Origin of the sequence: Proteus columbae (assembly GCF_009914335.1) — a bacterium.
In the GTDB taxonomy this organism is placed as follows: domain Bacteria; phylum Pseudomonadota; class Gammaproteobacteria; order Enterobacterales; family Enterobacteriaceae; genus Proteus.
In genome coordinates this window covers 1,698,383-1,723,111 of record NZ_CP043925.1, presented here as the reverse complement: position 1 = coordinate 1,723,111, position 24,729 = coordinate 1,698,383, and the positions used below count along the sequence as shown (strand labels likewise).

The 24,729-nt window shown below is 37.5% G+C and carries 25 protein-coding genes and 1 other annotated feature; of the genes, 12 read left to right on the top strand and 13 right to left on the bottom strand.

The window, feature by feature from the left end:
- From pheS to thrS, 6 genes are all read right to left on the bottom strand, one after another.
- Positions 1-984 (bottom strand): phenylalanine--tRNA ligase subunit alpha, encoded by a 984-nt coding sequence (gene pheS / locus F1325_RS08360; protein WP_023582383.1) that lies wholly within the window; start codon positions 982-984, stop codon positions 1-3.
- Between the two features lie 100 nt (positions 985-1,084).
- Positions 1,085-1,208 (bottom strand) — a sequence feature (Phe leader region).
- A complete protein-coding gene (gene pheM / locus F1325_RS19555) occupies positions 1,160-1,207 on the bottom strand; it encodes a pheST operon leader peptide PheM (RefSeq protein ID WP_120655563.1) in 48 nt (15 codons plus the stop codon). (Overlaps the previous feature by 48 nt.)
- 106 nt (positions 1,209-1,314) lie before the next feature.
- Positions 1,315-1,671, bottom strand: a complete 357-nt coding sequence (gene rplT, locus F1325_RS08350) for a 50S ribosomal protein L20 (RefSeq protein WP_006537111.1) — start codon at positions 1,669-1,671, stop codon at positions 1,315-1,317.
- A 42-nt stretch (positions 1,672-1,713) separates the two neighbouring features.
- Positions 1,714-1,911, bottom strand: coding sequence for a 50S ribosomal protein L35 (gene rpmI / locus F1325_RS08345; protein ID WP_004263702.1), 198 nt, complete (start codon positions 1,909-1,911; stop codon positions 1,714-1,716).
- A 94-nt stretch (positions 1,912-2,005) separates the two neighbouring features.
- Positions 2,006-2,545: a translation initiation factor IF-3 gene (gene infC, locus F1325_RS08340; protein WP_036937410.1), complete on the bottom strand. Its 540-nt coding sequence runs from the start codon at positions 2,543-2,545 to the stop codon at positions 2,006-2,008.
- A 3-nt stretch (positions 2,546-2,548) separates the two neighbouring features.
- Complete coding sequence (gene thrS, locus F1325_RS08335) at positions 2,549-4,477, bottom strand: threonine--tRNA ligase (RefSeq protein ID WP_023582384.1); 1,929 nt, start codon at positions 4,475-4,477, stop codon at positions 2,549-2,551.
- Positions 4,478-4,856: 379 nt separating this feature from the next.
- Here thrS and F1325_RS08330 point away from each other — a divergent pair, with 379 nt between their 5' ends.
- Positions 4,857-5,297 (top strand): PACE efflux transporter, encoded by a 441-nt coding sequence (locus tag F1325_RS08330; RefSeq protein WP_109372518.1) that lies wholly within the window; start codon positions 4,857-4,859, stop codon positions 5,295-5,297.
- A gap of 4 nt (positions 5,298-5,301) precedes the next feature.
- On the opposite strand, the gene F1325_RS08325 is transcribed toward F1325_RS08330, so the two are convergent.
- On the bottom strand, positions 5,302-5,991 hold the full coding sequence (locus F1325_RS08325; protein ID WP_160230313.1) for a helix-turn-helix domain-containing protein: 690 nt from the start codon (positions 5,989-5,991) through the stop codon (positions 5,302-5,304).
- A 96-nt stretch (positions 5,992-6,087) separates the two neighbouring features.
- Positions 6,088-6,426 carry a tRNA-binding protein gene (locus tag F1325_RS08320; protein WP_088495790.1) on the bottom strand — a complete coding sequence of 113 codons (339 nt, stop codon included), beginning with the start codon at positions 6,424-6,426 and terminating at the stop codon, positions 6,088-6,090.
- A gap of 263 nt (positions 6,427-6,689) precedes the next feature.
- Between F1325_RS08320 and F1325_RS08315 the strand changes: the two genes are divergently transcribed.
- Complete coding sequence (locus F1325_RS08315; protein WP_109372585.1) at positions 6,690-7,283, top strand: GNAT family N-acetyltransferase; 594 nt, start codon at positions 6,690-6,692, stop codon at positions 7,281-7,283.
- A 99-nt stretch (positions 7,284-7,382) separates the two neighbouring features.
- Positions 7,383-8,096, top strand: coding sequence for a MarC family NAAT transporter (locus F1325_RS08310; protein WP_099075216.1), 714 nt, complete (start codon positions 7,383-7,385; stop codon positions 8,094-8,096).
- Here F1325_RS08310 and F1325_RS08305 read toward each other — a convergent pair.
- Positions 8,093-8,764, bottom strand: coding sequence for a transglycosylase SLT domain-containing protein (locus F1325_RS08305; protein WP_109372521.1), 672 nt, complete (start codon positions 8,762-8,764; stop codon positions 8,093-8,095). The two genes, F1325_RS08310 and F1325_RS08305, sit on opposite strands and share 4 nt — an antisense overlap.
- Before the next feature lie 639 nt (positions 8,765-9,403).
- Between F1325_RS08305 and F1325_RS08300 the strand changes: the two genes are divergently transcribed.
- From F1325_RS08300 to F1325_RS08280, 5 genes are all read left to right on the top strand, one after another.
- The gene (locus tag F1325_RS08300; RefSeq protein WP_244185027.1) at positions 9,404-10,261 is read left to right on the top strand and encodes a metal ABC transporter substrate-binding protein; all 858 of its coding nucleotides are present in this window, start codon (positions 9,404-9,406) and stop codon (positions 10,259-10,261) included.
- Positions 10,258-11,145 carry a manganese/iron ABC transporter ATP-binding protein gene (locus tag F1325_RS08295; protein WP_109372523.1) on the top strand — a complete coding sequence of 296 codons (888 nt, stop codon included), beginning with the start codon at positions 10,258-10,260 and terminating at the stop codon, positions 11,143-11,145. The genes F1325_RS08300 and F1325_RS08295 overlap by 4 nt, the downstream gene beginning before the upstream one ends.
- A gap of 2 nt (positions 11,146-11,147) precedes the next feature.
- The gene (locus tag F1325_RS08290; protein WP_099073583.1) at positions 11,148-12,059 is read left to right on the top strand and encodes a metal ABC transporter permease; all 912 of its coding nucleotides are present in this window, start codon (positions 11,148-11,150) and stop codon (positions 12,057-12,059) included.
- Complete coding sequence (locus F1325_RS08285) at positions 12,056-12,913, top strand: metal ABC transporter permease (RefSeq protein WP_109372524.1); 858 nt, start codon at positions 12,056-12,058, stop codon at positions 12,911-12,913. The genes F1325_RS08290 and F1325_RS08285 overlap by 4 nt, the downstream gene beginning before the upstream one ends.
- Before the next feature lie 154 nt (positions 12,914-13,067).
- Entirely contained in the window at positions 13,068-13,940 is an 873-nt protein-coding gene (locus F1325_RS08280) for a fructosamine kinase family protein (RefSeq protein WP_109372525.1), read from the top strand.
- A 135-nt stretch (positions 13,941-14,075) separates the two neighbouring features.
- On the opposite strand, the gene F1325_RS08275 is transcribed toward F1325_RS08280, so the two are convergent.
- The gene (locus tag F1325_RS08275) at positions 14,076-14,615 is read right to left on the bottom strand and encodes a YniB family protein (RefSeq protein WP_167514940.1); all 540 of its coding nucleotides are present in this window, start codon (positions 14,613-14,615) and stop codon (positions 14,076-14,078) included.
- Positions 14,616-14,815: 200 nt separating this feature from the next.
- Between F1325_RS08275 and hxpB the strand changes: the two genes are divergently transcribed.
- The 4 genes from hxpB (at position 14,816) to F1325_RS08255 (ending at position 18,994) form a co-directional block, all read left to right on the top strand.
- Positions 14,816-15,484 (top strand): hexitol phosphatase HxpB, encoded by a 669-nt coding sequence (hxpB, locus tag F1325_RS08270; protein WP_100158082.1) that lies wholly within the window; start codon positions 14,816-14,818, stop codon positions 15,482-15,484.
- A 309-nt stretch (positions 15,485-15,793) separates the two neighbouring features.
- Complete coding sequence (locus tag F1325_RS08265; protein WP_109372528.1) at positions 15,794-16,360, top strand: metal-dependent hydrolase; 567 nt, start codon at positions 15,794-15,796, stop codon at positions 16,358-16,360.
- A 243-nt stretch (positions 16,361-16,603) separates the two neighbouring features.
- Positions 16,604-17,995: an L-cystine transporter gene (locus F1325_RS08260; RefSeq protein WP_109372529.1), complete on the top strand. Its 1,392-nt coding sequence runs from the start codon at positions 16,604-16,606 to the stop codon at positions 17,993-17,995.
- A 135-nt stretch (positions 17,996-18,130) separates the two neighbouring features.
- On the top strand, positions 18,131-18,994 hold the full coding sequence (locus F1325_RS08255) for a hypothetical protein (RefSeq protein ID WP_244313559.1): 864 nt from the start codon (positions 18,131-18,133) through the stop codon (positions 18,992-18,994).
- Between the two features lie 87 nt (positions 18,995-19,081).
- On the opposite strand, the gene htpX is transcribed toward F1325_RS08255, so the two are convergent.
- From htpX to prc, 3 genes are all read right to left on the bottom strand, one after another.
- Positions 19,082-19,960 carry a protease HtpX gene (htpX, locus tag F1325_RS08250; protein WP_088495802.1) on the bottom strand — a complete coding sequence of 293 codons (879 nt, stop codon included), beginning with the start codon at positions 19,958-19,960 and terminating at the stop codon, positions 19,082-19,084.
- 430 nt (positions 19,961-20,390) lie between these two features.
- On the bottom strand, positions 20,391-21,743 hold the full coding sequence (locus F1325_RS08245; RefSeq protein WP_109372530.1) for an OprD family outer membrane porin: 1,353 nt from the start codon (positions 21,741-21,743) through the stop codon (positions 20,391-20,393).
- A gap of 913 nt (positions 21,744-22,656) precedes the next feature.
- Positions 22,657-24,717 carry a carboxy terminal-processing peptidase gene (gene prc, locus F1325_RS08240; protein WP_109372531.1) on the bottom strand — a complete coding sequence of 687 codons (2,061 nt, stop codon included), beginning with the start codon at positions 24,715-24,717 and terminating at the stop codon, positions 22,657-22,659.
- Positions 24,718-24,729: the final 12 nt, after the last annotated feature.

The window sequence follows — 24,729 nt, the reverse complement described above, 5'->3', positions numbered from 1 at the left end:
TTATTTAAACTGTTTGAGGAAACGAAGATCATTTTCGAAGAATGAACGCAAATCGGTGACACCGTAACGTAACATAGTCAGACGTTCCATACCCATACCGAACGCAAAACCTGAATAAACTTCAGGATCGATACCTACATTACGTAATACATTTGGGTGAACCATACCGCAACCCAACACTTCTAACCATTTACCATTCTTACCCATTACATCGACCTCTGCTGAAGGCTCAGTGAATGGGAAATAAGAAGGACGGAAACGAATTTCCATATCTTCTTCAAAGAAGTTTTTTAGGAAATCATGAAGTGTTCCTTTTAAATTGGTAAAGCTAATGTCTTTATCAACAATTAAGCCTTCAATTTGGTGGAACATTGGTGTGTGAGTCTGATCGTAGTCGTTACGATATACACGGCCTGGTGCAATGATGCGAATAGGCGGCTGTTTATCTTGCATGGTACGAATTTGTACACCTGATGTTTGTGTACGCAGTAAACGCTTCGCATCAAACCAGAAAGTATCGTGGTCGGCTCTTGCTGGGTGATGTGCAGGAATATTCAACGCATCAAAGTTATGATAATCATCTTCGATTTCAGGGCCAGATTCTACAGAAAACCCTAATTCGCCAAAGAAAGTTTCAATACGTTCAATTGTACGAGTTACTGGGTGTAGACCACCGTTTTCAATACGGCGACCAGGCAAAGACACATCGATTTTCTCAGCAGATAAACGTTCGTTTAATAATGCTGATTCAAGATAATCTTTACGAGTATTCAGCGCTTGCTGAACCTCTTGTTTAGCCTGATTAATGACAGCCCCTGCAGCTGGACGATCTTCCGCGGGTAAGTCGCGCAGCGTGGACATCTGAAGCGTTAAATGACCTTTTTTCCCCAAGTATTCAACACGAACCGAATCCAGCGCAGCAACATCCTGTGCCTCTTCGATAGCTGCTTTAGCTTGAGCAACGAGTTCAGCGAGATGTGGCATCGTTTCCTCTTCCTTTGACCTGATGAGGTCTATTAGTTGTTATCAATGATGACGAATAAAATTGCCCTTTTTGGTTTCTAACCCAGTATTGAGATCTGAAAACAAAAAAGCCTCCATATTGGAGGCTCAGGCGCTACTTTTCGTTTCTTTTCTTACGCGCAAAAGCCCCCTTGAATTAGGCGCTAAAGTAAAAAAAGAAACGGAAAAAAGCGATATTTAACATTGATAATGTCTCTTAAAATATTAACTTATTGAATTTATATCATTAAGCCACAAATTTAGACAAAATAAAAGAGGGAGAAAACTCCCTCTTCCATTGCTTAATAATAATTAAGCCAGAGCACCTTTCGCTTTTTCAACTAAAGCAGCGAATGCTACTTTGTCGAATACAGCGATGTCAGCCAGAATCTTACGGTCGATTTCAATGGATGCTTTTTTCAGTCCATTGATGAAACGGCTATAAGACATACCGTTCTGACGAGCTGCTGCGTTGATACGCGCGATCCACAGCTGACGGAACTGACGTTTTTTCTGACGACGGTCACGGTACGCATATTGACCAGCTTTGATAACAGCCTGGAAAGCTACACGATATACACGAGAACGTGCACCGTAATAACCTTTAGCTTGCTTTAAAATTTTCTTGTGACGAGCACGGGCGATAACACCACGTTTAGCACGAGCCATATTAAACTCCTAAATGTCTATATTCTGTTAAAAAAGTGATACTTATGCGTATGGTAAGCAAGCTACGACCAGACCTAAATCTCCTTTAGAGACCATGCCTTTTGGACGTAAATGACGTTTACGCTTAGTTGACTTTTTAGTCAGAATGTGACGGAGGTTAGCATGTTTGCGCTTGAAGCCACCACCAGCAGTTTTTTTAAAGCGCTTAGCTGCGCCGCGTACTGTTTTAATCTTTGGCATTTCTATAATCCACTTCGCATTGTTAATAACATAAAATAATAAGGCGAATAGCAATCAGCCTTTAAAGGCTGACGCTATTACTTGAATTGCCCGACTATTTCTTCTTCGGCGCTAACACCATGATCATCTGACGCCCTTCAATCTTATTAGGGAAAGATTCAACAGCAGCCAGTTCATCCAAATCTTCACGGATACGGTTAAGCATTTCCATACCGATTTGTTGGTGTGCCATTTCACGACCACGGAAACGCAGTGTGACTTTGGCTTTATCGCCATCTTCAAGAAAACGAATCAGGTTGCGTAGTTTGACCTGATAGTCGCCTTCATCTGTACCAGGACGGAATTTAACTTCCTTAACCTGAATAACTTTTTGTTTCTTTTTCTGTTCTTTGAGAGTCTTACTTTTCTCATAGAGGAATTTGCCGTAGTCCATAATACGACAAACCGGCGGCTCGGCATTAGGACTAATTTCAACTAAATCAGCACCTGCTTCCTCGGCTTTCTCAAGAGCCTCTTTCAGACTAACAACTCCAATCTGTTCGCCATCTAAACCTGTTAAACGAACTTCATGAGCGCGAATCTCACCATTGATGCGATTCTGACGCGTTGATTGAATTCTTTTTCCGCCTTTAATACCTTATTCCTCCAACTGATGAAGACTTCTGCTTCTAATTTCTTGCAGAAGCTTTTCTTTAAATTCGTTAACGTCGATACTGCCAAGGTCTTTTCCTCGACGAGTACGAACCGCCACTTTGCCTGATTCAACTTCTTTATCTCCACAGACAAGCATGTACGGAACACGACGTAAAGTATGTTCACGAATTTTAAAGCCAATCTTCTCATTTCTCAAGTCTGCTTTTGCACGAATTCCGGCATCTTGCAATTCTTTGACGAGTTTTTGTACATAATCAGCCTGTCCATCCGTGATATTCATCACGACAACCTGCTGTGGTGCTAACCAAGTTGGGAAGAATCCTGCGTATTCTTCTGTCAGAATACCAATAAAACGTTCTAAGGATCCCAGCACTGCTCGGTGTAACATAACAGGTACTTTACGCTCGTTGTTTTCGGCGACATAAGATGCGCCTAAACGACCTGGTAGTGAGAAGTCTAATTGTACTGTACCACACTGCCATGCACGATCTAAACAATCGTAAAGTGTAAATTCTATTTTAGGACCATAAAACGCCCCTTCGCCTGGCTGATATTCAAATTCAATATTGTTATCAGTTAAGGCTTTTGCTAAGTCTGCTTCAGCAACATCCCATAATGCATCTTCACCGATACGTTTTTCTGGGCGAGTAGACAGCTTAACAACGATTTTTTCAAATCCAAAAGTAGAATATACATCATAAATCAATTTGATGCAGTCATTTACTTCACTTAAAATCTGTTCTTCAGTACAGAAGATATGCGCATCATCTTGTGTAAAGCCACGAACACGCATTAAACCATGCAATGCACCTGATGGTTCATTACGATGACAACTACCGAATTCAGCCATTCGTAATGGCAAATCACGGTAAGAACGTAAACCTTGTTTGAAGATTTGTACGTGACCTGGGCAGTTCATTGGTTTGATACAATATTCACGGTTCTCTGAAGATGTTGTGAACATGTTTTCTTTGTAGTTTTCCCAGTGACCTGTTTTTTCCCAAAGAACACGATCCATCATAAATGGACCTTTTACTTCTTGGTAATCATATTCTTTTAATTTACAACGTACAAATGTTTCTAACTCACGGAAAATAGTCCAGCCATCATTATGCCAGAAAGCCATACCAGGCGCTTCTTCTTGCATATGATATAAATCAAGCTGTTTACCAATTTTGCGGTGGTCACGTTTAGCCGCTTCTTCTAAGCGATCTAAGTAAGCTTTTAACTGTTTCTTATCAGCCCAAGCTGTACCATAAATGCGTTGTAGCATTTTATTATCGCTGTTACCGCGCCAATATGCACCTGCGATTTTCTGTAATTTGAAGTTATGACAGAAACGCATGTTTGGAACGTGTGGTCCACGGCACATATCAACATATTCTTGGTGATGATAAAGACCTGGTTGAGAATCTTGGCTAATATTTTCGTCAAGAATAGCAACTTTATAGTCTTCACCACGAGAAACAAATGTTTCACGAGCTTCAGCCCAGCTTACGCGTTTTTTAATAACGTCATAATCTGTTTTCGCCAACTCTAGCATGCGTTTTTCTAGAGTGTCTAAATCTTCCTGTGTTAGCGAATGGTCTAAATCGACATCGTAGTAGAATCCATTTTCAATAACAGGACCAATCGCCATTTTGGTGTGTGGCCATAATTGTTTAATTGCATGTCCCAATAAGTGGGCACAAGAGTGACGAATAATTTCAAGACCTTCATCATCTTTTGCGGTGATAATCGCCAGATTTGCATCATGTTCGATTAATTCACAAGCATCTACCAGCTCACCATTAACACGGCCTGCAATACATGCTTTCGCAAGTCCAGGACCGATATCTGCAGCGACATCCATGACAGAAACTGCATTTTCAAATTGACGTTGGCTTCCGTCAGGAAGAGTAATAATTGGCATTTAAAATCCTTATTTACAGTGGTGACCCATACGCAAGATCACTTGTAAGCTTTTTATTTCATATATATTCAGTACGTTACGACAATTTCTCACTTTACCTCGCGAGGTTTGCACACAGTTATGTACACATATTTATTTTATAAATATCCATAGCATCACTGAGCCTTATCGTAACTCAGGGGGGATATTATCACAGACTATAAAGATTTATACATTTATCTCATCGGTAATTTTAACATCTCTTTTTTTAATACAGGGAGATAGATAGAATTTTTTCTTTAATTTGACTACCATAACGAGCAAGCGGAAACCGTGGCTTTTAAAATAACATTCTCTGGGGCGGACCAGAATCTTCATTGTTAATATAAAGGTGTGTAACGTGTTTTATCTAAAGCCCCGCTCTCGTAAATTAGTCTATGCCATTACCTTTGAAACTCTTGCGATTTTATTAAGCACTGTTTTACTAGCGATATTAAGCCAAAGCCAATCACATAATTCACTACCCGTTGCAATCGCTGTTTCTGTTATTGCCTTGATTTGGAATTATATTTTTAATTCTTTCTTTGAATTGATTGAATCAAAACTAAAAATCAAAAAGCGTACAGTTATGGTACGGCTTACTCATGCAATAAGTTTTGAATTAGGTCTGTTCTTCTTTACCATTCCACTTTATATGTGGTGGTATAACGTGGGTTTTATCAAAGCAATTAGTATGGAAATCACTATATTAGTGTTCTTCTTTGTCTATACCTATTTATTCACACTCGCCTTCGATAAATTATGCCCTCGAGTTTATTCAACAGGAAATAAAGTGGTGTAACGGCTTAATCTTGTCGATACTCAGTAGGACTTTTATTAAAGTATTGGCGAAATGCCTGACTAAAAGCAGAATGCGAGTCATATCCTACAACTAAAGCAATATTTTCAATATTTACTGATGTGTATTTTAATAATTCAGCGGCTTTGCTAAGTCGCTGTTGAGTGACATATTGCATCACAGATACTCCCACCTCTGCTTTCATTTTTCGTTGTAACGTACTCACTGACGTATTAAAAGCGCAAGCAATATCATATGCGGTTAATGGTGTATGTAATTTATTCACTAACCAAGCATCCAAACTATCGCGCCAACCTTTTTGTATTTTCATTTGAGCGAGTAATAAGCGTGTGATCGTTGAATATTGATCTGGAGGTTGAGGATATTGATGTAGCCACTCTAATAAACCAATGGCTGCTGGTGATAACACAAATTGTCCACCTTTCTCACTTAATTGCCATTGAGACGTTGCAGGGAGTTCTAGAATAAGATTTTTATTATCTATATTGCCTGAAAAGGCATGATGAATAGTTGGAGGGATAATCAAACAGTTTTGATTGGAAATCAGAAAATCTTCTCGATTGAAATTAACTTCCATCGAACCCGAAAGCCCGAAAATAATCTGCCATAAATTATCATGCTGATGAGATACCGTCTCTTGTGTATAACATCGCAAATGCAATTGAGGTAATAACAAAAGACACTCCTTTATATCCATCCTGCTATTGAATAATTACTATATCAAAACTCAGCCGAACATCACTATTTAAGAGTGTCTTATCAAGATACTTATTTACGCTAAACGCGAGCCATTTGGTAAAGGTAAGTTAAACTCAGCCAATACAATTGCTCCTGTTTCATCAGGTGCCCCTGTAATTAAAACTTCAGATTTTATACCTGCAATGCGTTTAACTGGAAAATTACATACACATAAAATACGACGTCCCACAAGCTCTTCAGGTGTATAGTTTACCGTAATTTGAGCACTTGAACGCTTTATACCTAATTCACCTAAATCAACTTCCATAACATAAGCAGGTTTATTCGCTTTTTTATTTATTTCTGCGCTAATAATCGTTCCTACTCTCATTTCTACTCGTAAAAAATCATCCCATTCAATTAAATCTGTCATTTTTTTACCAATCTATTGTGTTTATGGTTATATCACTATTACTGAATTATAGATTAACACGCATGATGCTGGCTCACCTGTGGCGAGACAGTCATTCTCTGTTGAGAAAGAGTCACTCACACTCTTTTTTCTCTATTTTCATCATTCTGAAATTTATCTACTTTTTAATAACTTTTTAAATAACCATATCAATTCATAAATTTGTTATGTATAAAAAGTATTCTTAAGAAATATGTTTTTATTCCCCCCAGAGAATATTTATGATGAAAAAAATAACAGAGTGGACAACATTAGAAGGAAAACTTGTGCGTTTAGTGCCCCTAAGTATGGAACACTACTCAGAACTCTATGAACTAATTGAAAAAGATAGACCCGATGAGCTTTGGTATACCACCGTTCCTTCAGTAACAGAATTACAACACGATATTGAGCATAAACTTCAGTTACAACAAAAAGGATTAATGTTACCTTTTACCATTATTTCTAAAGCTAATAGCCGTGTGGTTGGCATAACAACCTTTATGAATATTGATAGCCAAACTCCAAGATTAGAAATTGGTTCAACGTGGTATACCAAAGAAGTACAAAGAACAGGAATAAACACAGAAGCTAAATATCTCTTACTTAAATATGCCTTAGAAGACTTGCAATGCATTGCTGTTGAATTTCGTACTCATATATTAAATCAAACTAGCCGTAGAGCGATTGAACGACTTGGTGCAAAACTGGATGGTATTTTACGTAATCATAGATTAACGACGACGGGACAAAAAAGAGATACTTGCGTTTATAGCATTACTGATTATGACTGGGGATCGGTAAAAATGCATTTAGAATGGCTTATGAAAAAATACTAATAAACATTAAGAATATTACGAGGAAAATAACTTTTATCTCGTTTAATTTGTTATCATAATTACTCCTTAATTACCTGTTATTGGGAGCTTTTATATTCCATGCACTCTGTTTACCAGTTTTTTCAGGCTATCGGTCTTGGTCTTATTTTGCTTTTGCCTTTAACTAATCCATTAACGACTGTTGCTCTTTGGCTTGGCCTTTCAGGCAATATGACAAAGGAACAACGTAATCAACAATCCTTAATGGCATGTGTGTATATTTTCCTTATTATGACCATCGCGTTCTATGCGGGACGGATCATAATGACAACCTTTGGTATTTCGATCCCCGGTCTTCGTATTGCAGGCGGAATGATAGTTGCCTTTATTGGCTTTAGTATGCTGTTTCCAAATACACCTAATGTCGATGATCCTATTTCAGACGATAACAATCCACATCGTAATCCCAAAGAGCCTAATATTGCCTTTGTTCCTTTAGCAATGCCAAGTACCGCAGGCCCCGGAACAATTGCAATGATAATCAGTACGGCGGCTTCAATTCCCTCACGTACTGATATTGCACAATGGGTATTGTATATCGCCCCTGTGACAAGCTTCTTTTTAATTAGCGTTATTGTTTGGGTATCACTTCGTGGCTCCACCAGCATTATGAAGTATTTAGGCCACAGCGGTATTGACGCTATTTCTCGCGTAATGGGATTTTTATTAATCTGTATGGGCGTTCAGTTTATGATCAATGGCGTTCTTGAAATTATTGCTGATTTGCCAGCTTTATTAAAACAGGCTCAAGCCGCTGCTAATTTGCCAGATTAATTATCACCTGCATGGTAAGCCGCTCTCACTTTTGCTAAATAACGCGGCGCTTGAGAAGCTGGATGATTTTTTTCGACATAACGATAAAAATCATCCGCACTCATTGAATTAATTTTAGCGATGGCATTATCTCTATCTTTATCAAATGTTCTTAATAAAGCGCCTGCGCCATTCACATAAGCAAGGATAGTGGCGTAATAAAGAGTTTCAGGATCGGCAATACCAACAAGGTGGCGCTCTCTTAATAATTGAATATAAGCTGTACCCAAATCGATATTAATGGCGGGATCTTTTAGTTGAGCAGTTGTTGGCTGCCCTGCCTTACCTCTATTTTGGTAAACATCTCTTCCCGCAGTTGATGCTTTAATTTGCATTAATCCAACTGCATTTGATTTGCTAATAACTTCAGGTCTAAAGTTTGATTCAACTTGGATAATCGCCTTAATTAAGGTTTCATCAACATCGTAACGGCTTGATGCTTGCTGTATATGGTTATCAAAAGGTGTTGATTTCCATTGTGCCGTTGAAATTGAAGCATTATTAACGCGGTTCTCTACTGGTTTTTGGCTTAAGAATCGTGATGTTTCTTTTTGAACAGGTTGACGAGCATGATCAGCACAACCAGCAAGAAGCAAAATTGCCAAAGAAAAGATGATGTTTACTTTCACGTTTTATCCTTTTGCATAAAGGGTTGTACGAAGACATGTTTTATATATCAATGATTTATAGATATATTATTCTATTTTCATGCAAAAATGCATGCTAAAATATGGCAAAACATGAGAAATAAATCAATCTATTACGACTTCTAGTGTGTGCGTTTTATCTCAAATCTATCCTATTCACAATATTATCTCCCAAATATATTAATCAGAATAGAATCTAGCCATAGCAGGTTTATATTGTGTTATTGCTTATTTTTTAATAAATAACGTGCGTTAAATGCAATGTAAAAGCGATATTGAAAGGTAGCGATAAAAACTGTAGAGACATAATCCACATTGGATTAATAAGGGAAAGTGTATTTTTATACGTAATAAAAATAACCTTTTACACAAATAGTTACGAACTATTGTTAATTTTTGTGACAAAACTCGACAATCTACTTAACATTTATTGGAATACATGTTGTTATCTTATTTCTGGTCGTTATCAAATGAAGCTTTTTACACAGAGATAACTTGACTTTTTTGAAATGATATTGATAATCATTATCAATTGAGAAAATAACTCTGCAACTATAAGGCAATAATAATATGGATATATTTCGCTCTGTAAACAAACTTTCACTTACGGCTTTATGCCTTATGGCATCCGTATTTTTAACAGCACCTACACAAGCAAAAGATAAACTAAAAGTCGTCACCACATTTACTATCATTCAAGATATCGCTCAAAATGTAGCTGGAGATGCAGCTATTGTCGAATCAATCACAAAACCTGGCGCTGAAATTCACGATTACCAACCTACTCCTAAAGATATTGTAAAAGCTCAAAAGGCTGATCTTATCTTATGGAATGGCTTAAACCTTGAACGTTGGTTTGAACGCTTTTTTAATGAGTTACGTAACGTACCTGCAGTTGTTGTCACTGAAGGCATCACACCAATGGCAATTAGGGAAGGTGCTTACAAAAACAATCCTAACCCACATGCGTGGATGTCACCGAATAATGCATTAATTTATATTGAAAATATTCGCAAGGCACTTGTTGAACACGATCCCGATAATGCGGCTATTTATAATCAAAATGCGGCACGCTACGCAGAAAAAATTAAACAGCTTGACGCACCATTAAGAGAAAGACTATCCCGTATTCCACAAGAAGCGCGTTGGTTAGTGACCAGTGAAGGTGCATTCAGCTATTTAACTAATGACTATGGCTTTAAAGAAGTTTATTTATGGCCCATCAATGCAGAAGAACAAGGCACACCACAGCAGGTTAAATATGTGATTGATACCGTTAGAGAACACAAGATCCCTGTTGTCTTTAGTGAAAGTACAATTTCAGATAAGCCAGCTAAACAAGTAAGTAAAGAAACTGGCGCAAAATACGGTGGTGTTCTTTATGTTGACTCACTTTCCGCTGAAGGTGGCGAAGTTCCTACTTATATTGATTTGATTACTATTACAGTAGATACAATTGCGAAAGGATTTGGGCAATGAACAATATAAAAGCTAATCCTACGTTGACTGTTGATAATGCCACAGTGACTTACAACAACGGTCATACGGCTATTTTCGATGCAAGTTTCTCTATCACTGGTGGTACTATTTGTGCCCTAGTGGGTATCAATGGTAGTGGTAAATCCACACTATTTAAAACCATTATGGGGCTGGTAAAGCCCTCTAAAGGAAAAGTGACGTTAAACGGTAGCCCAATCCAGCAGGCGTTAAAACAAAATATGATCGCCTATGTTCCACAAACAGAAGAAGTTGACTGGAATTTTCCCGTCCTCGTTTCTGATGTTGTAATGATGGGGCGTTATGGAAAAATGGGATTTTTTCGTATTCCTTCAAAACGTGACCATGAAGTTGTTGAAGCATCATTAGAACGCGTTGGCTTGTCAGGCTTAGGGCATCGCCAAATTGGTGAACTTTCTGGCGGTCAGAAAAAACGTGTTTTCTTAGCTCGAGCAATGGCTCAAGAAGGTACTGTTTTATTACTCGATGAACCTTTTACTGGTGTCGATGTTAAAACAGAAAATGCCATTATCGAGCTGCTGCGCAATTTGCGCGAAGAAGGCCACTTAGTTTTAGTTTCAACTCATAACTTGGGAAGTGTACCTGAATTTTGTGACCACGTTATTTTAATCAATAGAACAGTGTTAGACAGTGGTCCAACTGAAACGACATTTACACAGAAAAACTTAGAGCACGCATTTGGTGGTGTTTTACGTCACATTAGCCTATCGGGTTCTGATCTTCATGATGATGACGATCCTCGTTCACTCACTGTCATTACCGATGATGAACGTGCTGCTGTCTTTTATGGTCATCAAGAAGAACACACTCCAGCGCACCAAAGCCAGCGCAAACAAGGAGATTAGCCATGCTAGATTTACTCCTACAACCTTTTGAATATAACTATATGGTGAAAGCAATTTGGGTGAGTGCCTTAGTCGGTGCTGTCTGCGCTTTTCTTTCATCCTATCTTATTTTGAAAGGTTGGTCGTTAATGGGAGATGCCCTTTCCCACTCAGTTGTTCCCGGTGTTGCGGGGGCTTATATATTAGGTTTGCCTTATGCAGTCGGTGCTTTTTTTACGGGTTTGCTTGCCGCATTATCAATGACATTTATTCGTCATATCACACGCCTTCGTGAAGATGCCGTTATTGGTTTTATTTTCTCCACTTTTTTTGCCTTTGGCCTGTTGCTGGTTTCGCTTAAACCGACAGCCGTCAACGTTCAGACCATCATTCTCGGAAATATTTTAGGTATTGCTGATGAAGATGTATGGCAAGTTGTGATTATTACAGGTGTCTCTTTCTTAGTTTTATTTTGTATTTGGAAAGACTTGCTGGTGGTTTTTTTTGATGAAGTTCATGCAAAATCAATCGGCTTATCGCCACTAAAATTAAAAATTATCTTTTTTACTCTTTTGAGCGCATGTACTGTTGCGGCTCTTCAAACTGTTGGCGCCATTCTTGTCATTGCTATGGTAGTGACTCCTGGTGCAACGGCTTATTTACTCACAGACCAATTCAAACGACTTGCCATTATTGCTATCTGTATCGGCACAATCACAAGTGCAGTAGGCGCTTATCTTAGCTACTTCTTTAATGGTGCAACAGGTGGTGTGATTGTCACAATGCAAACATCACTCTTTTTGTTGGCTTTCTTATTTGCCCCTAAACACGGTATGTTAGCCGCTCGCCGTCGTGCTCGTCAGAGTTCACAACAGTTGATCACACAATCTCATCAGCATAAAGGATCAACAAAACCAGAAGAGGTGAAACTATGAATGAGTTGATGGAGTTTTTCATTGAGCCTTTTCAATACCCGTTTATGCAACGCGCTATTATTGCAGCCATTATCATAGGTATCGCCTGTGCAATTTTATCTTGCTATATGGTATTAAAAGGCTGGTCTTTGATGGGAGATGCAATCTCTCACGCTGTTTTACCCGGAGTTGTTCTTGCTTATGTCACCGCAATCCCGTTAACAGTAGGCGCCTTTCTTTCAGGTCTATTTTGCTCTTTTGCCACGGGTTATTTAAAAGATCACAGTCGCATTAAAGAAGATACTGTGATGGGAATTGTGTTCTCAGGTATGTTTGCAGTGGGTTTGGTCATTTTTGCCAGTGTCGATACAGACCAACATTTAATGCATATTTTATTTGGTAATATTTTAGGCATTACACCTGATGTATTAACTCAAATTAGTATTATCTGTGTAATCACCATCACTATTATGCTTGTTAAGCAAAAAGATTTTATGCTTTATTGCTTTGATCCTAACCAAGCAAGGATTGTTGGTTTACCTGTCACATTATTGCACTATGGATTGTTGTCTATTTTGGCATTAACTATTGTTGCTTCAATGCAGGCTGTTGGGATTATTTTAGTTGTCGCCATGCTTATTTCACCGGGGATCACCGCGTATTTATTAACACGCAGTTTTTCACGCATGATTATGTTAGCAATTGTATTTTCTGTCGCATCTAGCGTTATAGGGACATTTATTAGTTTCCATATTGATGGAGCAACAGGCCCATGTATTGTGCTAACGCAAGCTGTATTCTTTATTATTGCGTTACTCTGTAATCAGATAAAATTGGCAAAAATAAAGCGACAAACAAAACCCGCTAACGCCTGATAATATTCTTTATCTTAGCAAAAACGGGATAATCATCCCGTTTTTTAGCTTTATACTTTATTGGTTTAATTAAAGTGTTATTGTCATAGTATAAACATCGCTCGTTATTATTTTATTTGGGTCTACTAAGTAAACAACTTTGCGAGGTGTAAGTATGTGGCAGAATATAGGTCGTTTACTGGAATCAAACTTAGGATTTTCAGCAAAGATAAACGAAAAAATCCACCTTTCTAGTGGCGATATTCATCATACATGGAAAATTTATTATGGTGAAACGCCAGTTTTTGTGAAATCTAATTTGCGTGAATTTCTGCCTAATTTTAAAAATGAAGCAGAACAACTCGAAATGTTGGCAAAAAGTCAAACCATTCGAACACCTCGGGTTCTTGGTATCGGTAATAGTAAAGATGCCAGTTTTCTACTCCTTGAATTTTTGCCTGTTCAACCATTTACACCTCATAGCGCCTACTGTTTTGGACAACAACTAGCAAGACTACATCAGTGGGAAGATCAACCTAGCTATGGCTTTGATTTCGACACCCAAATCGATACAACACCTCAACTCAATAGCTGGGAAAAACGCTGGAATCACTTTTATTCAGAAAAACGTATTGGTTTTCAGCTACAACTAGCTTCTGAGAAAGGCATGATTTTTGGGGATATCGACGAGATAATTCAAATCATCAATCATCGCCTTGCTGATCATAATCCACAACCCTCTCTGCTTCACGGCAACTTATGGCCTAAAAACTGTGCTGCGATTGGTCAATCAGAAGGTACGGTATTCGATCCTGCTTGTTATTGGGGAGATCGAGAGTGTGATATCGCGATGTTACCACTTTGCACAGCAGTGCCTGCAAATATTTTCGATGGTTATCAAAGCGTTTGGCCATTATCAGATAAGTTTTTATCACGTCAGCCTATTTACCAACTCTATTTCTTCCTCAACCGTTGTAATTTATTTGGGGGCGAAGAAAATTATTTAGAAGTCAGAAAAATAATTGATGACCTATTAGCAACACCTTAATAGGAAAAGTGTGAAGTAGCTCTGAGACAAGATACATAAACTAAAAAATATAACCTCGCCAGATTCGGTTGTGCGAGGTTTATTTTTCCCTTCAGTTAATATCAATGAACCGTCCTCGTTCACTTTAAAGCAGTATTACCATCCTAAAAATTTCATCAAGAAATAACCTATTGCAATAACAACCAAAGGTGACAGATAAAGCACCATAATTTGAGTAAAGATAGTATGTCGCGGTAATTTGATATTTTGTTGCAACTCCTCAGCCGTCACACCACTTTTCATTGCGCGTTCGATAATAAGCTGATCTTGTATATTTTCTTTCAAATATTTCACTTGGCGATAAATTCGTAATCCTGATGCGCTGAATGCTAAACCAATAAACATAAAAAGAAAAATGACAAAAAAAGTGATATTTTCTTGGCTAAACCCCATTTGAGTATTAGGGATAGGTGAATTTCTCCAGAAAAAACCTAAAAAAGGTGTGTTAAATTGCACCATTTCCGCTAATACACGAAAAAAGTCATTAATTACGGCATTTACACCATCACCACTTGGGCGTTGTATTGCAGCCAATCCTGTCAATGATACGGCTGTCGAAATAAAGGCAGGAATAAAAATAAGCCAGCCAAGTACACGATTTAAAATGGCATACAATCCTGCATATTGATAACTCATCACATCCTCACTAATAGAATTCGTCAATATCTTATCTGTTTATCGTAGTCTAGTTAACGGCTAATACGACAATAAATTAATAGTAGCTATTCTCTCTATTTATTTTACAAAATAAATAAGAAACTGATTAAAAAGATTTTCCTTGTAACTCTTGCTACAATCGCCACTCGACAACATAGACCTTATTTATGGAGAGTAACATGTCTTTTAAATTCCCTATTGAAGCTGCAATATTTGATATGGATGGTTTATTAATCGACTCTGAACCATTTTGGCAGCAAGCAGAACATGAGGTCTTTGCTGAATTAGGCGTCGATTTATCCCTTGCATCGGCAATGCCCGATATGGTTGGGTTAAGAATAAATGAAGTCATTGATTTATGGTATAGAGCATCACCTTGGCAAGGCGTTTCAAAACAAGAAGCAAAACAAAAAATGGTTTCTCGTGTTGTCAAATTGGTTGAAGAAACAAAGCCACTATTACCAGGTGTTGAACATGCCTTAGAACTTTGCAAATCATCAGGGTTAAAAATTGCACTTGCATCGGCATCTCCTGATTTTATGCTTGAGCGTGTACTTGAGTTGTTTAATATTCGCCATTACTTCTCAGCCGTCGTGTCTGCTGATGAATTACCACACAGCAAACCACACCCTGAGGTTTATCTAAACGCAGCTAAAGCACTTAATCTTGATCCTATCCACTGTGTCTCATTAGAAGATTCTCGCAATGGTATGATTGCTTGTAAAGGTGCAAGAATGCGCTCTATCGTTGTACCAGCAACAGAACAATTTAATGATAAACAATGGGGCTTAGCTGATGTAAAAATTGCATCACTCAATGAGCTAACACAACTGCATTTATTAGGCTAATTTCCATAAATAAAAAGGATATCTTGCCTTGTCAGATATCCTTTTTGTTCTATTTTTAATGTTTATCGCCTCGCGAGCCATTTTCTACTTTTAAGTATTCCTCTTATATATTTTGCTTACTGCCATTCGCTGTTATCTTACTTTTTAGTTTCTTATCCTAAATTCGATCATTTTTAAATCAATCAAATAAAATACTCCCGTTATTCCTTAATATTTAAGACAATTTTTATCTTTTTTGTCTGTTAGTTATCGTCAAAACCTTTTATACTTCATTACTGTATAAATGAACAGCAAACGAACAGATATGGAATGACAGCAGAAGGACATCTACTTTTTTCTGTGGCAACACTTGTGTTAGCACAGAAGCTTGAAATAACACCAGCTCTTGCTGATGGTGATTGGTTTCACATGATCCCTGCTGTCTTATTAGGCTCACTTCTTCCTGATTTAGATCACCCTGGCTCTATTCTTGGGCGATTATTCCGTATTATTTCTCTGCCGCTATCAAAGCTCTGTGGTCATCGAGGTTTTACGCATAGTTTACTTGCGTTTTGTGGTTTAGCTATTTTGTGGGAAACCCAAGTTTCACCACGTTGGGATATTTCTGCCGATATCTTCCATGCCCTTTTATTGGGTTATCTTAGTCATCTCATTGCCGATATGTTAACTCCTGCGGGCGTTCCTTTCTTGTGGCCTTTAAAAATGCGTTTTGCATTACCTATTTTAGGTAAAAAGAATAATAAAAAAGGCGAGAGATTTATTTCTGTTTTGATCCTTGTTGGCGCACTTTTTTTACCTCCACACCTTACTGTTACCCTGCCTTCGCAAGTCAACAACTGGTTACAGATGTACCACGATAAGCGCACTAACTTTTAACATCCCTTGACAAAACCCTACGTTTTTCTATTTATTTATAAATTCTTACATCTTTTTATACCTACTTTCCTTGTCTTTATAACCAAACGATTATATAAAATACTAATTAATTATAAAAAGTTATTAACAACCCTGTTACTATATAACGAATTGATGCTGTTATATCCTTTCTTATTACCTAAGAACTCATATCGCATACAATCGTTGAATTTATATAAATAAAGATCTCGTTGGAGAGTTAAGATGAATTTTCCGTTAATTATTAACGTACTCGTCTTTGTTGTGCTATTACTCATCTTGGCTAAATTAAGTCAACGTCAGTGGAGCCTTTCAAAGAAAGTTCTTGTTGGTTTAGTTTTTGGTGTTGCTTTTGGACTAGCACTACACGCATTCTATGACTCACACGATCCTATTATTAAAGAATCTATTCTTTGGTTTAATATCGTGGGTAATGGCTATGTACAGCTGTTGCAAATGATCATTATGCCATTAGTATTTGCCTCTATTCTTAGTGCCGTAGCTCGTTTGCATCAAGCATCATCACTAGGAAAAATTAGTGGTCTCACTATTGGTACACTGTTATTTACCACCGCTATTTCTGCCTTAATCGGTATTGTTATTGCTAACCTATTTGGCTTAACAGCAGAAGGCTTAGTACAAGGTGAACAAGAAGCACAGCGCTTAATTGCGCTTGAACAAAATTACATGGGCAAAGTTTCTGACTTAACGATGCCACAGCTTATTTTGTCATTTATTCCTAAAAATCCATTTGCTGATTTAACAGGTGCAAGCTCAACATCGATTATTAGCGTTGTTATCTTTGCAACTTTCTTAGGCATGGCTGCATTGAAATTACTCAAAGAAGACCAGCCTCGTGGTGAGAAAGTTTTAGCCGCGATTGATTGCCTACAATCATGGATCATGAAGCTGGTTCGTATTGTTATGATGTTAACACCTTATGGTGTAATGGCTCTAATGACTAAGGTTGTTGCAAGCTCAAATATGCACGACATCATTCAATTAGGAAGCTTTGTTGTTGCCTCTTATGTTGCTATTGGCTTAATGTTTGTTGTTCATGGATTACTGGTCAGCTTCACGGGTTTAAACCCTATTAAATTCTTCAAAAAAGCGGGGCCTTTATTAGCATTTGCATTTACAAGCCGCTCAAGTGCTGCAAGTATTCCGTTAAATATTGAAACTCAAATTAAACGTGTTGGTGTACCTGAATCTATCGCAAGCTTCTCATCGTCTTTTGGTACAACAATTGGTCAAAATGGTTGTGCGGGTATTTACCCTGCGATGTTAGCTGTTATGGTTGCGCCTACCGTGGGAATTAACCCATTAGATCCAATGTGGATCGCAACTTTAGTGGCTATCGTAACTGTTAGCTCTGCTGGTGTTGCTGGCGTGGGTGGTGGTGCAACATTTGCAGCCCTTATCGTTTTACCTGCAATGGGCTTACCAGTGACATTAGTTGCTCTGTTAATCTCAGTAGAGCCGTTAATTGATATGGGACGTACAGCATTAAACGTTAGTGGCTCAATGACAGCAGGTACAATCACCAGTCAAATTATGGGACAAACGGACAAAGCTGTCTTCAACCAAGATGAAGAAACTGAGCTTACCGTAAAATAAACGTTATCTACCTCTATTGATAAAGCCAGTTCATTTGAACTGGCTTTTTTTTGTATCTATATTAAGTTACCTATCTTCTATCTATGCAATTCACCAATATCAATAAAAAACCTATAAACATAACAAGGTAAAATCGTGCAAAAAATTATGCGAGTTTTACGTAAACTCTATAAATATGAAAATAGCCAATATGATCCAGAACGCCAAGTTTCACTGTATCCCCTTAATATTCTTTCAGACAAGGAACAAACTTTGTTATCTGAGGCCAATTGGCAACCTAATATCATAGAAAAATTTGCTGATCACACTGATGTTATTTCGAAATTAAATAGCTTAAAGAATAATCCATTACTCACCCAAAAGCGTTGCTTAGATGCTTTTGTTGCAGGTGTTGGAGGCAGTTATCTTAGAGGTCGCTCTGTTCTAGGGGCTTTTCATAAATTACAAAATTTGCCATTACATAATTATGAAGAAAAACCTCAATATGCCTGCTGTTGGGTTTGTAGTGATGGGGATCAACAAAAACATATTAATGACAGCTATTTTCAATATTGCCTCTATTATGGTAATTCTTATACGGACAATCCCTCTTATGCTTACTTGAATTTAAAACATCTACTGACCGTCGCGCCAGTCAGTCCAACATCCGCAGATAAAGAGATCTTTAAGCAATTACTCCATTTATTACGCCAATCTCCAGAAGATGAAACTCCGGGTAAGTTTGAAAAGCGGTTAAATGAAGCTAAATTAATTTCTGGTGATAAATATACCAAACGAGGTATTTTGCACTCACTTGCCTTAGTTGGTGTTATTCCCAATGCGTATATTCCATTATCTTTGGATCATTGGGCTAATTTCGGCGATATTACCATTGCAGAAAACCAACTTAATAACACAAAAGGTCGCTCTGATATGGAAATGCCGTGGGCAGGCTGGAAAGGCAGCCTTAAAATTGATGAGGAAAAAGTGGTGACATACTTTGGCGAATATTTAGATTAAAGCCCTATTCTTCACAAATAGAAAGCGCCCAATACTTTCATATTGAGCGCTTTAATTTTTTGAGAGTTGGCGATTAAAATCTCAATCTTATTTCAGATACTCACCATTGCGCAGTGCTTCAATACGCTTATCTAATGGCGGGTGAGATAAAAATAACTCGCTGAATGACTTATTACGGCCATTAATACAGAAAGCCATCATGCTACTTTCTTCTTGCGGCTCGTAACTCGTTTTCAAACGTTGTAATGCAGCTATCATTTTCTCACGGCCAACAAGCTTTGCAGAACCAGCATCCGCATGGAACTCACGATAACGAGAGAACCACATTGTAATAATGCTGGCAAGAATACCGAATACAATTTCCAGAACCATTGAAACTCCCATATAGACCCATGGGTTTCCATTGCTATTTTCGCTCTCTTCATCATTAGAAATAAAGTTAGCAACAAATTGAGCGATGATACGAGAAATAAAGATAACGAAGGTATTCACAACACCTTGCAGTAAGGTCATGGTTATCATATCACCATTAGCGACATGGCTAATTTCGTGGGCAATAACCGCTTCTGCTTCATCACGGCTCATACTAGCTAACAAACCAGTACTCACGGCCACCAGCGACGCATCACGACGAGCACCTGTCGCGAACGCATTAATATCAGGTGCATCATAAATTGCTACTTGTGGCATTTTAATACCGACTTGTTCAGATTGTCGTCTTACCGTATCTAATAACCAACGCTCTACTTCTGAAGTTGGGTTTTCAATAACTTGACCACCCACTGAACGTAATGCCATCCATTTTGACATTAATAGTGAAATGAATGCACCACCAAAGCCAAATAAGCCCGCCATGATCATCAAGCCTTGAACACTACGACCTTGTATACCTGTTAAAGATAAGATGATCCCAAAAACAAACATAACGGCTAAGTTTGTTAACAGGAATAAAGCAATTCTCATCATATTGATACTGTTCCTATTTTATCTAATTATCACATTGCTAAAACTGTCTTATAAATAAGGCTTTTTTAGATTTTATCAAGCCTTTTAACTTATTTAATATTAAAAACGATATAACTTTACATTTTGATAAAAAAATAGCCAGTGAACACCTAATATTAGGCATCATTTAAAACTTAAGTATAAAGTGTGATTGATAATAGATGATATGAATTTTCTGTTTTGTCGAACGGAAGGAATTTATTTAAGAAAGGCTTGTATTGTTTAATATCATGACAATGGGTTTACCATAAAAAAACAGCGTAAGTTAGCATATAGACGCCATCTTTTACGATAATCGATAGAGCCGCTATCTCTGTATTTTTATGCACGACTCACAATGTATGCAAGTCGTGCATCTGATATGAGCAATAAACTCAATTAACGCTATAGGTTACATTTTAAAACGATATGTTGTTGTCATAGAGCCAGACAATGAGTGAGCTCGTTGTGAGTGACCATCATAAAGTTTTGGTGTGGTATAGTCGTTTTCTTGCTGGTGGTGCCAGCCGATACCACCGCTTAAAGAAACAGAAAGATTCGCGGTTGGTTTCCAGTAGCTAAATAAACCAAACTGTCCTTGTTTTAATCTTTCGCCAGAATAGCTGAATTCACTATAGTTGGTACGCGCACCAACAGACAGTTCTTTGCTAACTCTGTATTCAGCTTCCAATGCACCCATAACCTCACCATCACGTACATAGTCGATATCTGCGTAAGCAGGTGAGTTAAAGCGTCCACGGGTATTACCAATTGGATTACGAGCAAATTGACCAACACCATTAGCTTTTTCTGCATCGGTATATGTCACACCTGTACGTAACGTCCATGGTGACTCTGGAATGCGCCATTCCATAGTACCTGCAAAGTGCCATGCGTCATTATCAAAGTTACGTTTACCCTTATTGGCATCACTTAATGTACGTTTACCATCACTACCGTAATCATGATAATAAACAACACCGCCAACAGTAACATCTGAGGTTAATTTATATTTTGCTTCTAAACCATGTTGACGGAATACATCATCCGCTTGACCATAGAAATAAAATACTTTTAACGGTTTGGAGTTGTAGTTAATGCCACCAGTCAGCACATGGTCGATATTATGTCTAACGCCATTACCATCGCTAAAATACATTCTGTCGATATTTGGACTATCACGACGCATTACTTTACCGTCAAGGAATAGTAAATCTAGGCTCCAGTCGCCCATTGCAGTGTTAGTTGCATAACCATTGTAGCTGTTTAATGATAAACGCTGTGAGTTTGTAAAAATACCGGTATTTTTCAGAGTAAACCAACCCGCTTTACCGTTAATTAATACAGGATCTAAATCGAATTTAACTTTTGCAAAACGTTGACCAATTTTGTTATAGCCTTTTGCTTCGCCATCATCATTATATAAGATTGCACGAGAGGCGAAGTCTTTACTTGCACCTAATTTGATACCACCATAATAAGAGACATCAAATCCTAGAATGCCACCTAAATAACCTGATCTGAAATCAGCTTGGAAGTTTTGCCCCCAAGCATTAGCAACTTGCTTTCTGTAGCGTTGCTCTTCTTTATCAAAGCGGTTTTCAGTTTTCAAGTATTTCCACATATTGATTGTAGAAAGTTCAAGTTCTGAATCTGAAATAAACGCGCTTTCTTTAATTGAGTCTTCCCAATTCGCAGCATTAGCAGCGCTTACCGCTAAGAAGCAAGGAGACAACATAAACAATACTATTTTTTTTACTTTCATTTAAATGCAACCTGGTTAATAAATATTTGAATTAAGTTATACTGACTTATATTCAGCAAGTTTAATAAAACACCATTTCTTTATTTAGCTAAAAAATAACCTTTGATTAAATTTATAGTTGCACCATTTTCAAGCAATAGAGTCATTTTTTGGCATAAAAAATCCAATATGGATACTTCACCATATTTATATTCACTTATTTTTTTGCAATAAAATCCTATAAGCAAATTATAGATTATTTGCCTTTAGTCATTATCCCTTACGTAGAGAACCTTACTCTGAAAATATATTATTTTAGTTATGATATGTTGCTCTAAAAATATATTTTTGAACTTATAGAATAAAGATAACTCATCATTTAGGTAAGATTTTAGCTAACGCGTCAATATCCAAAAATGACGCAAATATTTCATAATCTGTATACTATAGTAATCTTATGTCAATTTTAGAGATCATTGTCACAACATGTTACATTTATTACAATAGACATGCCTTCAAATGAGATCTTAATCACAATAAATAATCCCTTTATCTTTTCATTCCACTTATTAGATAAGAAACTCACTTCTTATCTAAAAATTAACCTAGTATTCTCTCTTATAGCTTACAAAACTTATTCAAGATATATTTCGAATTAAAAATTAAGTGACATAAAGTAAAATTTAAATATCTATTTATTAATAATTATTTATATTACTGGTAACTTAATATAGTGAATAACTAAAAATATGAAGGGTTCTATCCAAGAAGATATTATTGGTTTTGTTAAGAAGATTTTTGATGAAAAGCCTGATGAGCATTGATTGGCAATGATAATCTTATATCTTGATCAATATATATACAAAACCCCCCAGCAATTGGTTATCCAACTATTGGGGGGTTACTTTAAGTATCCGTTGTTATAACTGATAACTTAATTTAATAATTTCTTAGGCTTAAGCACTTTTGAGAGATCAACCGCAATTGCAGCTGTTTCATCTAAATAAGGATCTGGCCCTTCATAATCCTTAGGCAAATCATCGAGTGATTTCAACGCAGGCTTACCCTCTAATTTAAAACGCTCATTAATGCGGTTTAATTTAATGGCTTCTAGCTCTTTGTTTTCTTTCTCTCTTTCAGCGAAGTTTAAGATAACAAATTTATCTTCACCTTTTGCTTTAGCATCGTTATAACGCTGAATATCAGTAAAGATGTATGAAAACTCTCTGTCATTTGCAATGCGCTTAGTATGCTGTTCAGTTAATGGTGCTAACGCCGCTTTCAGCTTGTCTGAATACTCAGATAGCTGATAACTTGCTGGAGAGATACTATCCCAAGGCAATGCGTTATCTTCAAAACTTTCACCCATTTCAGCACTATCAAAGCTTGGTAACAGCAAATCAGGTGTTACCCCTTTAAGTTGAGTACTACCACCATTAATTCGATAGAATTTTTGAATAGTGTATTGCACTGAACCTAAACCAGGCCAATCAGGGCTTAGCATTTGATCGTAAACACGGGTTAATGGGCGATATTGCTGAACTGTTCCTTTACCGAACGTTTGCTCACCGACAATTAATGCTCGTCCGTAGTCTTGCATTGCAGCAGCAAAAATTTCAGAGGCAGAAGCACTAAAGCGATTCACGATAACAACCAGTGGCCCTTTATAATACACGACATCATCTTTATCGAAATCTTGTCGTACACGACCATTATTATCTCTGACTTGCACAACGGGACCACTTGGAATAAATAATCCTGAAAGTGAAATCGCCTCGGTTAATGCTCCACCACCATTGCCGCGCAAATCAATGACCAAAGATGAAACATTATCTTTCGCCACTTTTTGTAACTGTGTTTTTACATCATTGGTTAAGCCAACATAGAAGCTTGGAATATCCAAAATTGCAACTTTATCACCGTTAATTACTTTTTCAGTTAGCTTAACCGCTCTGTCTTCTAAACGGATTTGCTCTCTGACTAACGTGATTGTTCTTGGTTTAGCGCCTTTCTCATCAGAAATAACTTCTAATTTTACTTGGCTACCTTTCGGCCCTTTAATCAAAGCAACGATATCATCAAGTCGCCAGCCGACAACATCAACCATCGTTTTATTTTGTTGCCCTACAGCAATAATTTTATCGCCAACTTTCAACTCTTTGCTTTTTGCAGCGGGACCACCCGTTACCATAGAGTTGATCATAGGATAATCATCATCCATCTGTAATACAGCGCCAATGCCTTCTAAGGATAGACTCATTTCAGAGTCAAAGGCTTCGGTATTTCTTGGTGATAGATAACTTGTATGAGGATCAATTTCGCGGGCGAATGCCGACATAATGATTTGGAAAACATCTTCGCTTTGGCTTTGCGTTTGACGACGTAATGCAGCTTTATAACGCTTAGTGAGTGTCTCTTTAACTTCGCTATCTGTTTTTTCAGATAGTTTCAGCGTTAGCCAATCATATTTTACTTTTTCATCCCAAAGTTTATCTAGCTCAGCTTGAGTTTGCGGCCACGGCGCTTTTGTTCTATCTAACTCAAACTTATCTTGACCAGTTAAATCTATGGGTTTATCTAGGCGGTTTAAGGCGTATTGAAAACGTTCAAAACGTCTTTTTTGCGCTAAATTAAAAAGATCATAAAGGGGCTGAAGCTCACCTTTTTTCAGATATTCACCTACTTTGGTTTTTTCTTTATCAAATTGGGCAATATCTGATGCTAGCAACACATTGTGGCTATAATCTAATAAATTAAGATAGCGATTAAAAATCTTTTCAGAAAAGCTCGCATCTAGCGAGAACTGACGGTAATGAGAGCGTTCAAAACGAGAGGTTACTCGCTCGCTCACGGTAGAATGCTGTGGCTCTTGCTTTAAGTCGGGTAACTGATCAATAGTTACCATTGCTGGGGTGGCTGGTTTCTCAGCCATCACAACAGAAGTGCCTGTTAACGTTAATCCGATTGCAAAAGCCACATTTAAAAGTTTGTTCATGCTCTGGTTGGC

What these genes read in the sequence shown, in the direction of transcription:
- F1325_RS08300 (WP_244185027.1), top strand. Translation starts at nt 9,404, where the DNA reads ATGGCATCCGTATTTTTAACAGCACCTACACAAGCAAAAGATAAACTA.
- F1325_RS08265 (WP_109372528.1), top strand. Translation starts at nt 15,794, where the DNA reads ATGACAGCAGAAGGACATCTACTTTTTTCTGTGGCAACACTTGTGTTA.
- F1325_RS08260 (WP_109372529.1), top strand. Translation starts at nt 16,604, where the DNA reads ATGAATTTTCCGTTAATTATTAACGTACTCGTCTTTGTTGTGCTATTA.
- hxpB (WP_100158082.1), top strand. Translation starts at nt 14,816, where the DNA reads ATGTCTTTTAAATTCCCTATTGAAGCTGCAATATTTGATATGGATGGT.
- prc (WP_109372531.1), bottom strand. Translation starts at nt 24,717, where the DNA reads ATGAACAAACTTTTAAATGTGGCTTTTGCAATCGGATTAACGTTAACA.
- F1325_RS08315 (WP_109372585.1), top strand. Translation starts at nt 6,690, where the DNA reads ATGAAAAAAATAACAGAGTGGACAACATTAGAAGGAAAACTTGTGCGT.
- F1325_RS08310 (WP_099075216.1), top strand. Translation starts at nt 7,383, where the DNA reads ATGCACTCTGTTTACCAGTTTTTTCAGGCTATCGGTCTTGGTCTTATT.
- rplT (WP_006537111.1), bottom strand. Translation starts at nt 1,671, where the DNA reads ATGGCTCGTGCTAAACGTGGTGTTATCGCCCGTGCTCGTCACAAGAAA.
- rpmI (WP_004263702.1), bottom strand. Translation starts at nt 1,911, where the DNA reads ATGCCAAAGATTAAAACAGTACGCGGCGCAGCTAAGCGCTTTAAAAAA.
- F1325_RS08295 (WP_109372523.1), top strand. Translation starts at nt 10,258, where the DNA reads ATGAACAATATAAAAGCTAATCCTACGTTGACTGTTGATAATGCCACA.
- thrS (WP_023582384.1), bottom strand. Translation starts at nt 4,477, where the DNA reads ATGCCAATTATTACTCTTCCTGACGGAAGCCAACGTCAATTTGAAAAT.
- F1325_RS08280 (WP_109372525.1), top strand. Translation starts at nt 13,068, where the DNA reads ATGTGGCAGAATATAGGTCGTTTACTGGAATCAAACTTAGGATTTTCA.
- htpX (WP_088495802.1), bottom strand. Translation starts at nt 19,960, where the DNA reads ATGATGAGAATTGCTTTATTCCTGTTAACAAACTTAGCCGTTATGTTT.
- F1325_RS08320 (WP_088495790.1), bottom strand. Translation starts at nt 6,426, where the DNA reads ATGACAGATTTAATTGAATGGGATGATTTTTTACGAGTAGAAATGAGA.
- pheS (WP_023582383.1), bottom strand. Translation starts at nt 984, where the DNA reads ATGCCACATCTCGCTGAACTCGTTGCTCAAGCTAAAGCAGCTATCGAA.
- F1325_RS08290 (WP_099073583.1), top strand. Translation starts at nt 11,148, where the DNA reads ATGCTAGATTTACTCCTACAACCTTTTGAATATAACTATATGGTGAAA.
- F1325_RS08275 (WP_167514940.1), bottom strand. Translation starts at nt 14,615, where the DNA reads ATGAGTTATCAATATGCAGGATTGTATGCCATTTTAAATCGTGTACTT.
- F1325_RS08285 (WP_109372524.1), top strand. Translation starts at nt 12,056, where the DNA reads ATGAATGAGTTGATGGAGTTTTTCATTGAGCCTTTTCAATACCCGTTT.
- F1325_RS08245 (WP_109372530.1), bottom strand. Translation starts at nt 21,743, where the DNA reads ATGAAAGTAAAAAAAATAGTATTGTTTATGTTGTCTCCTTGCTTCTTA.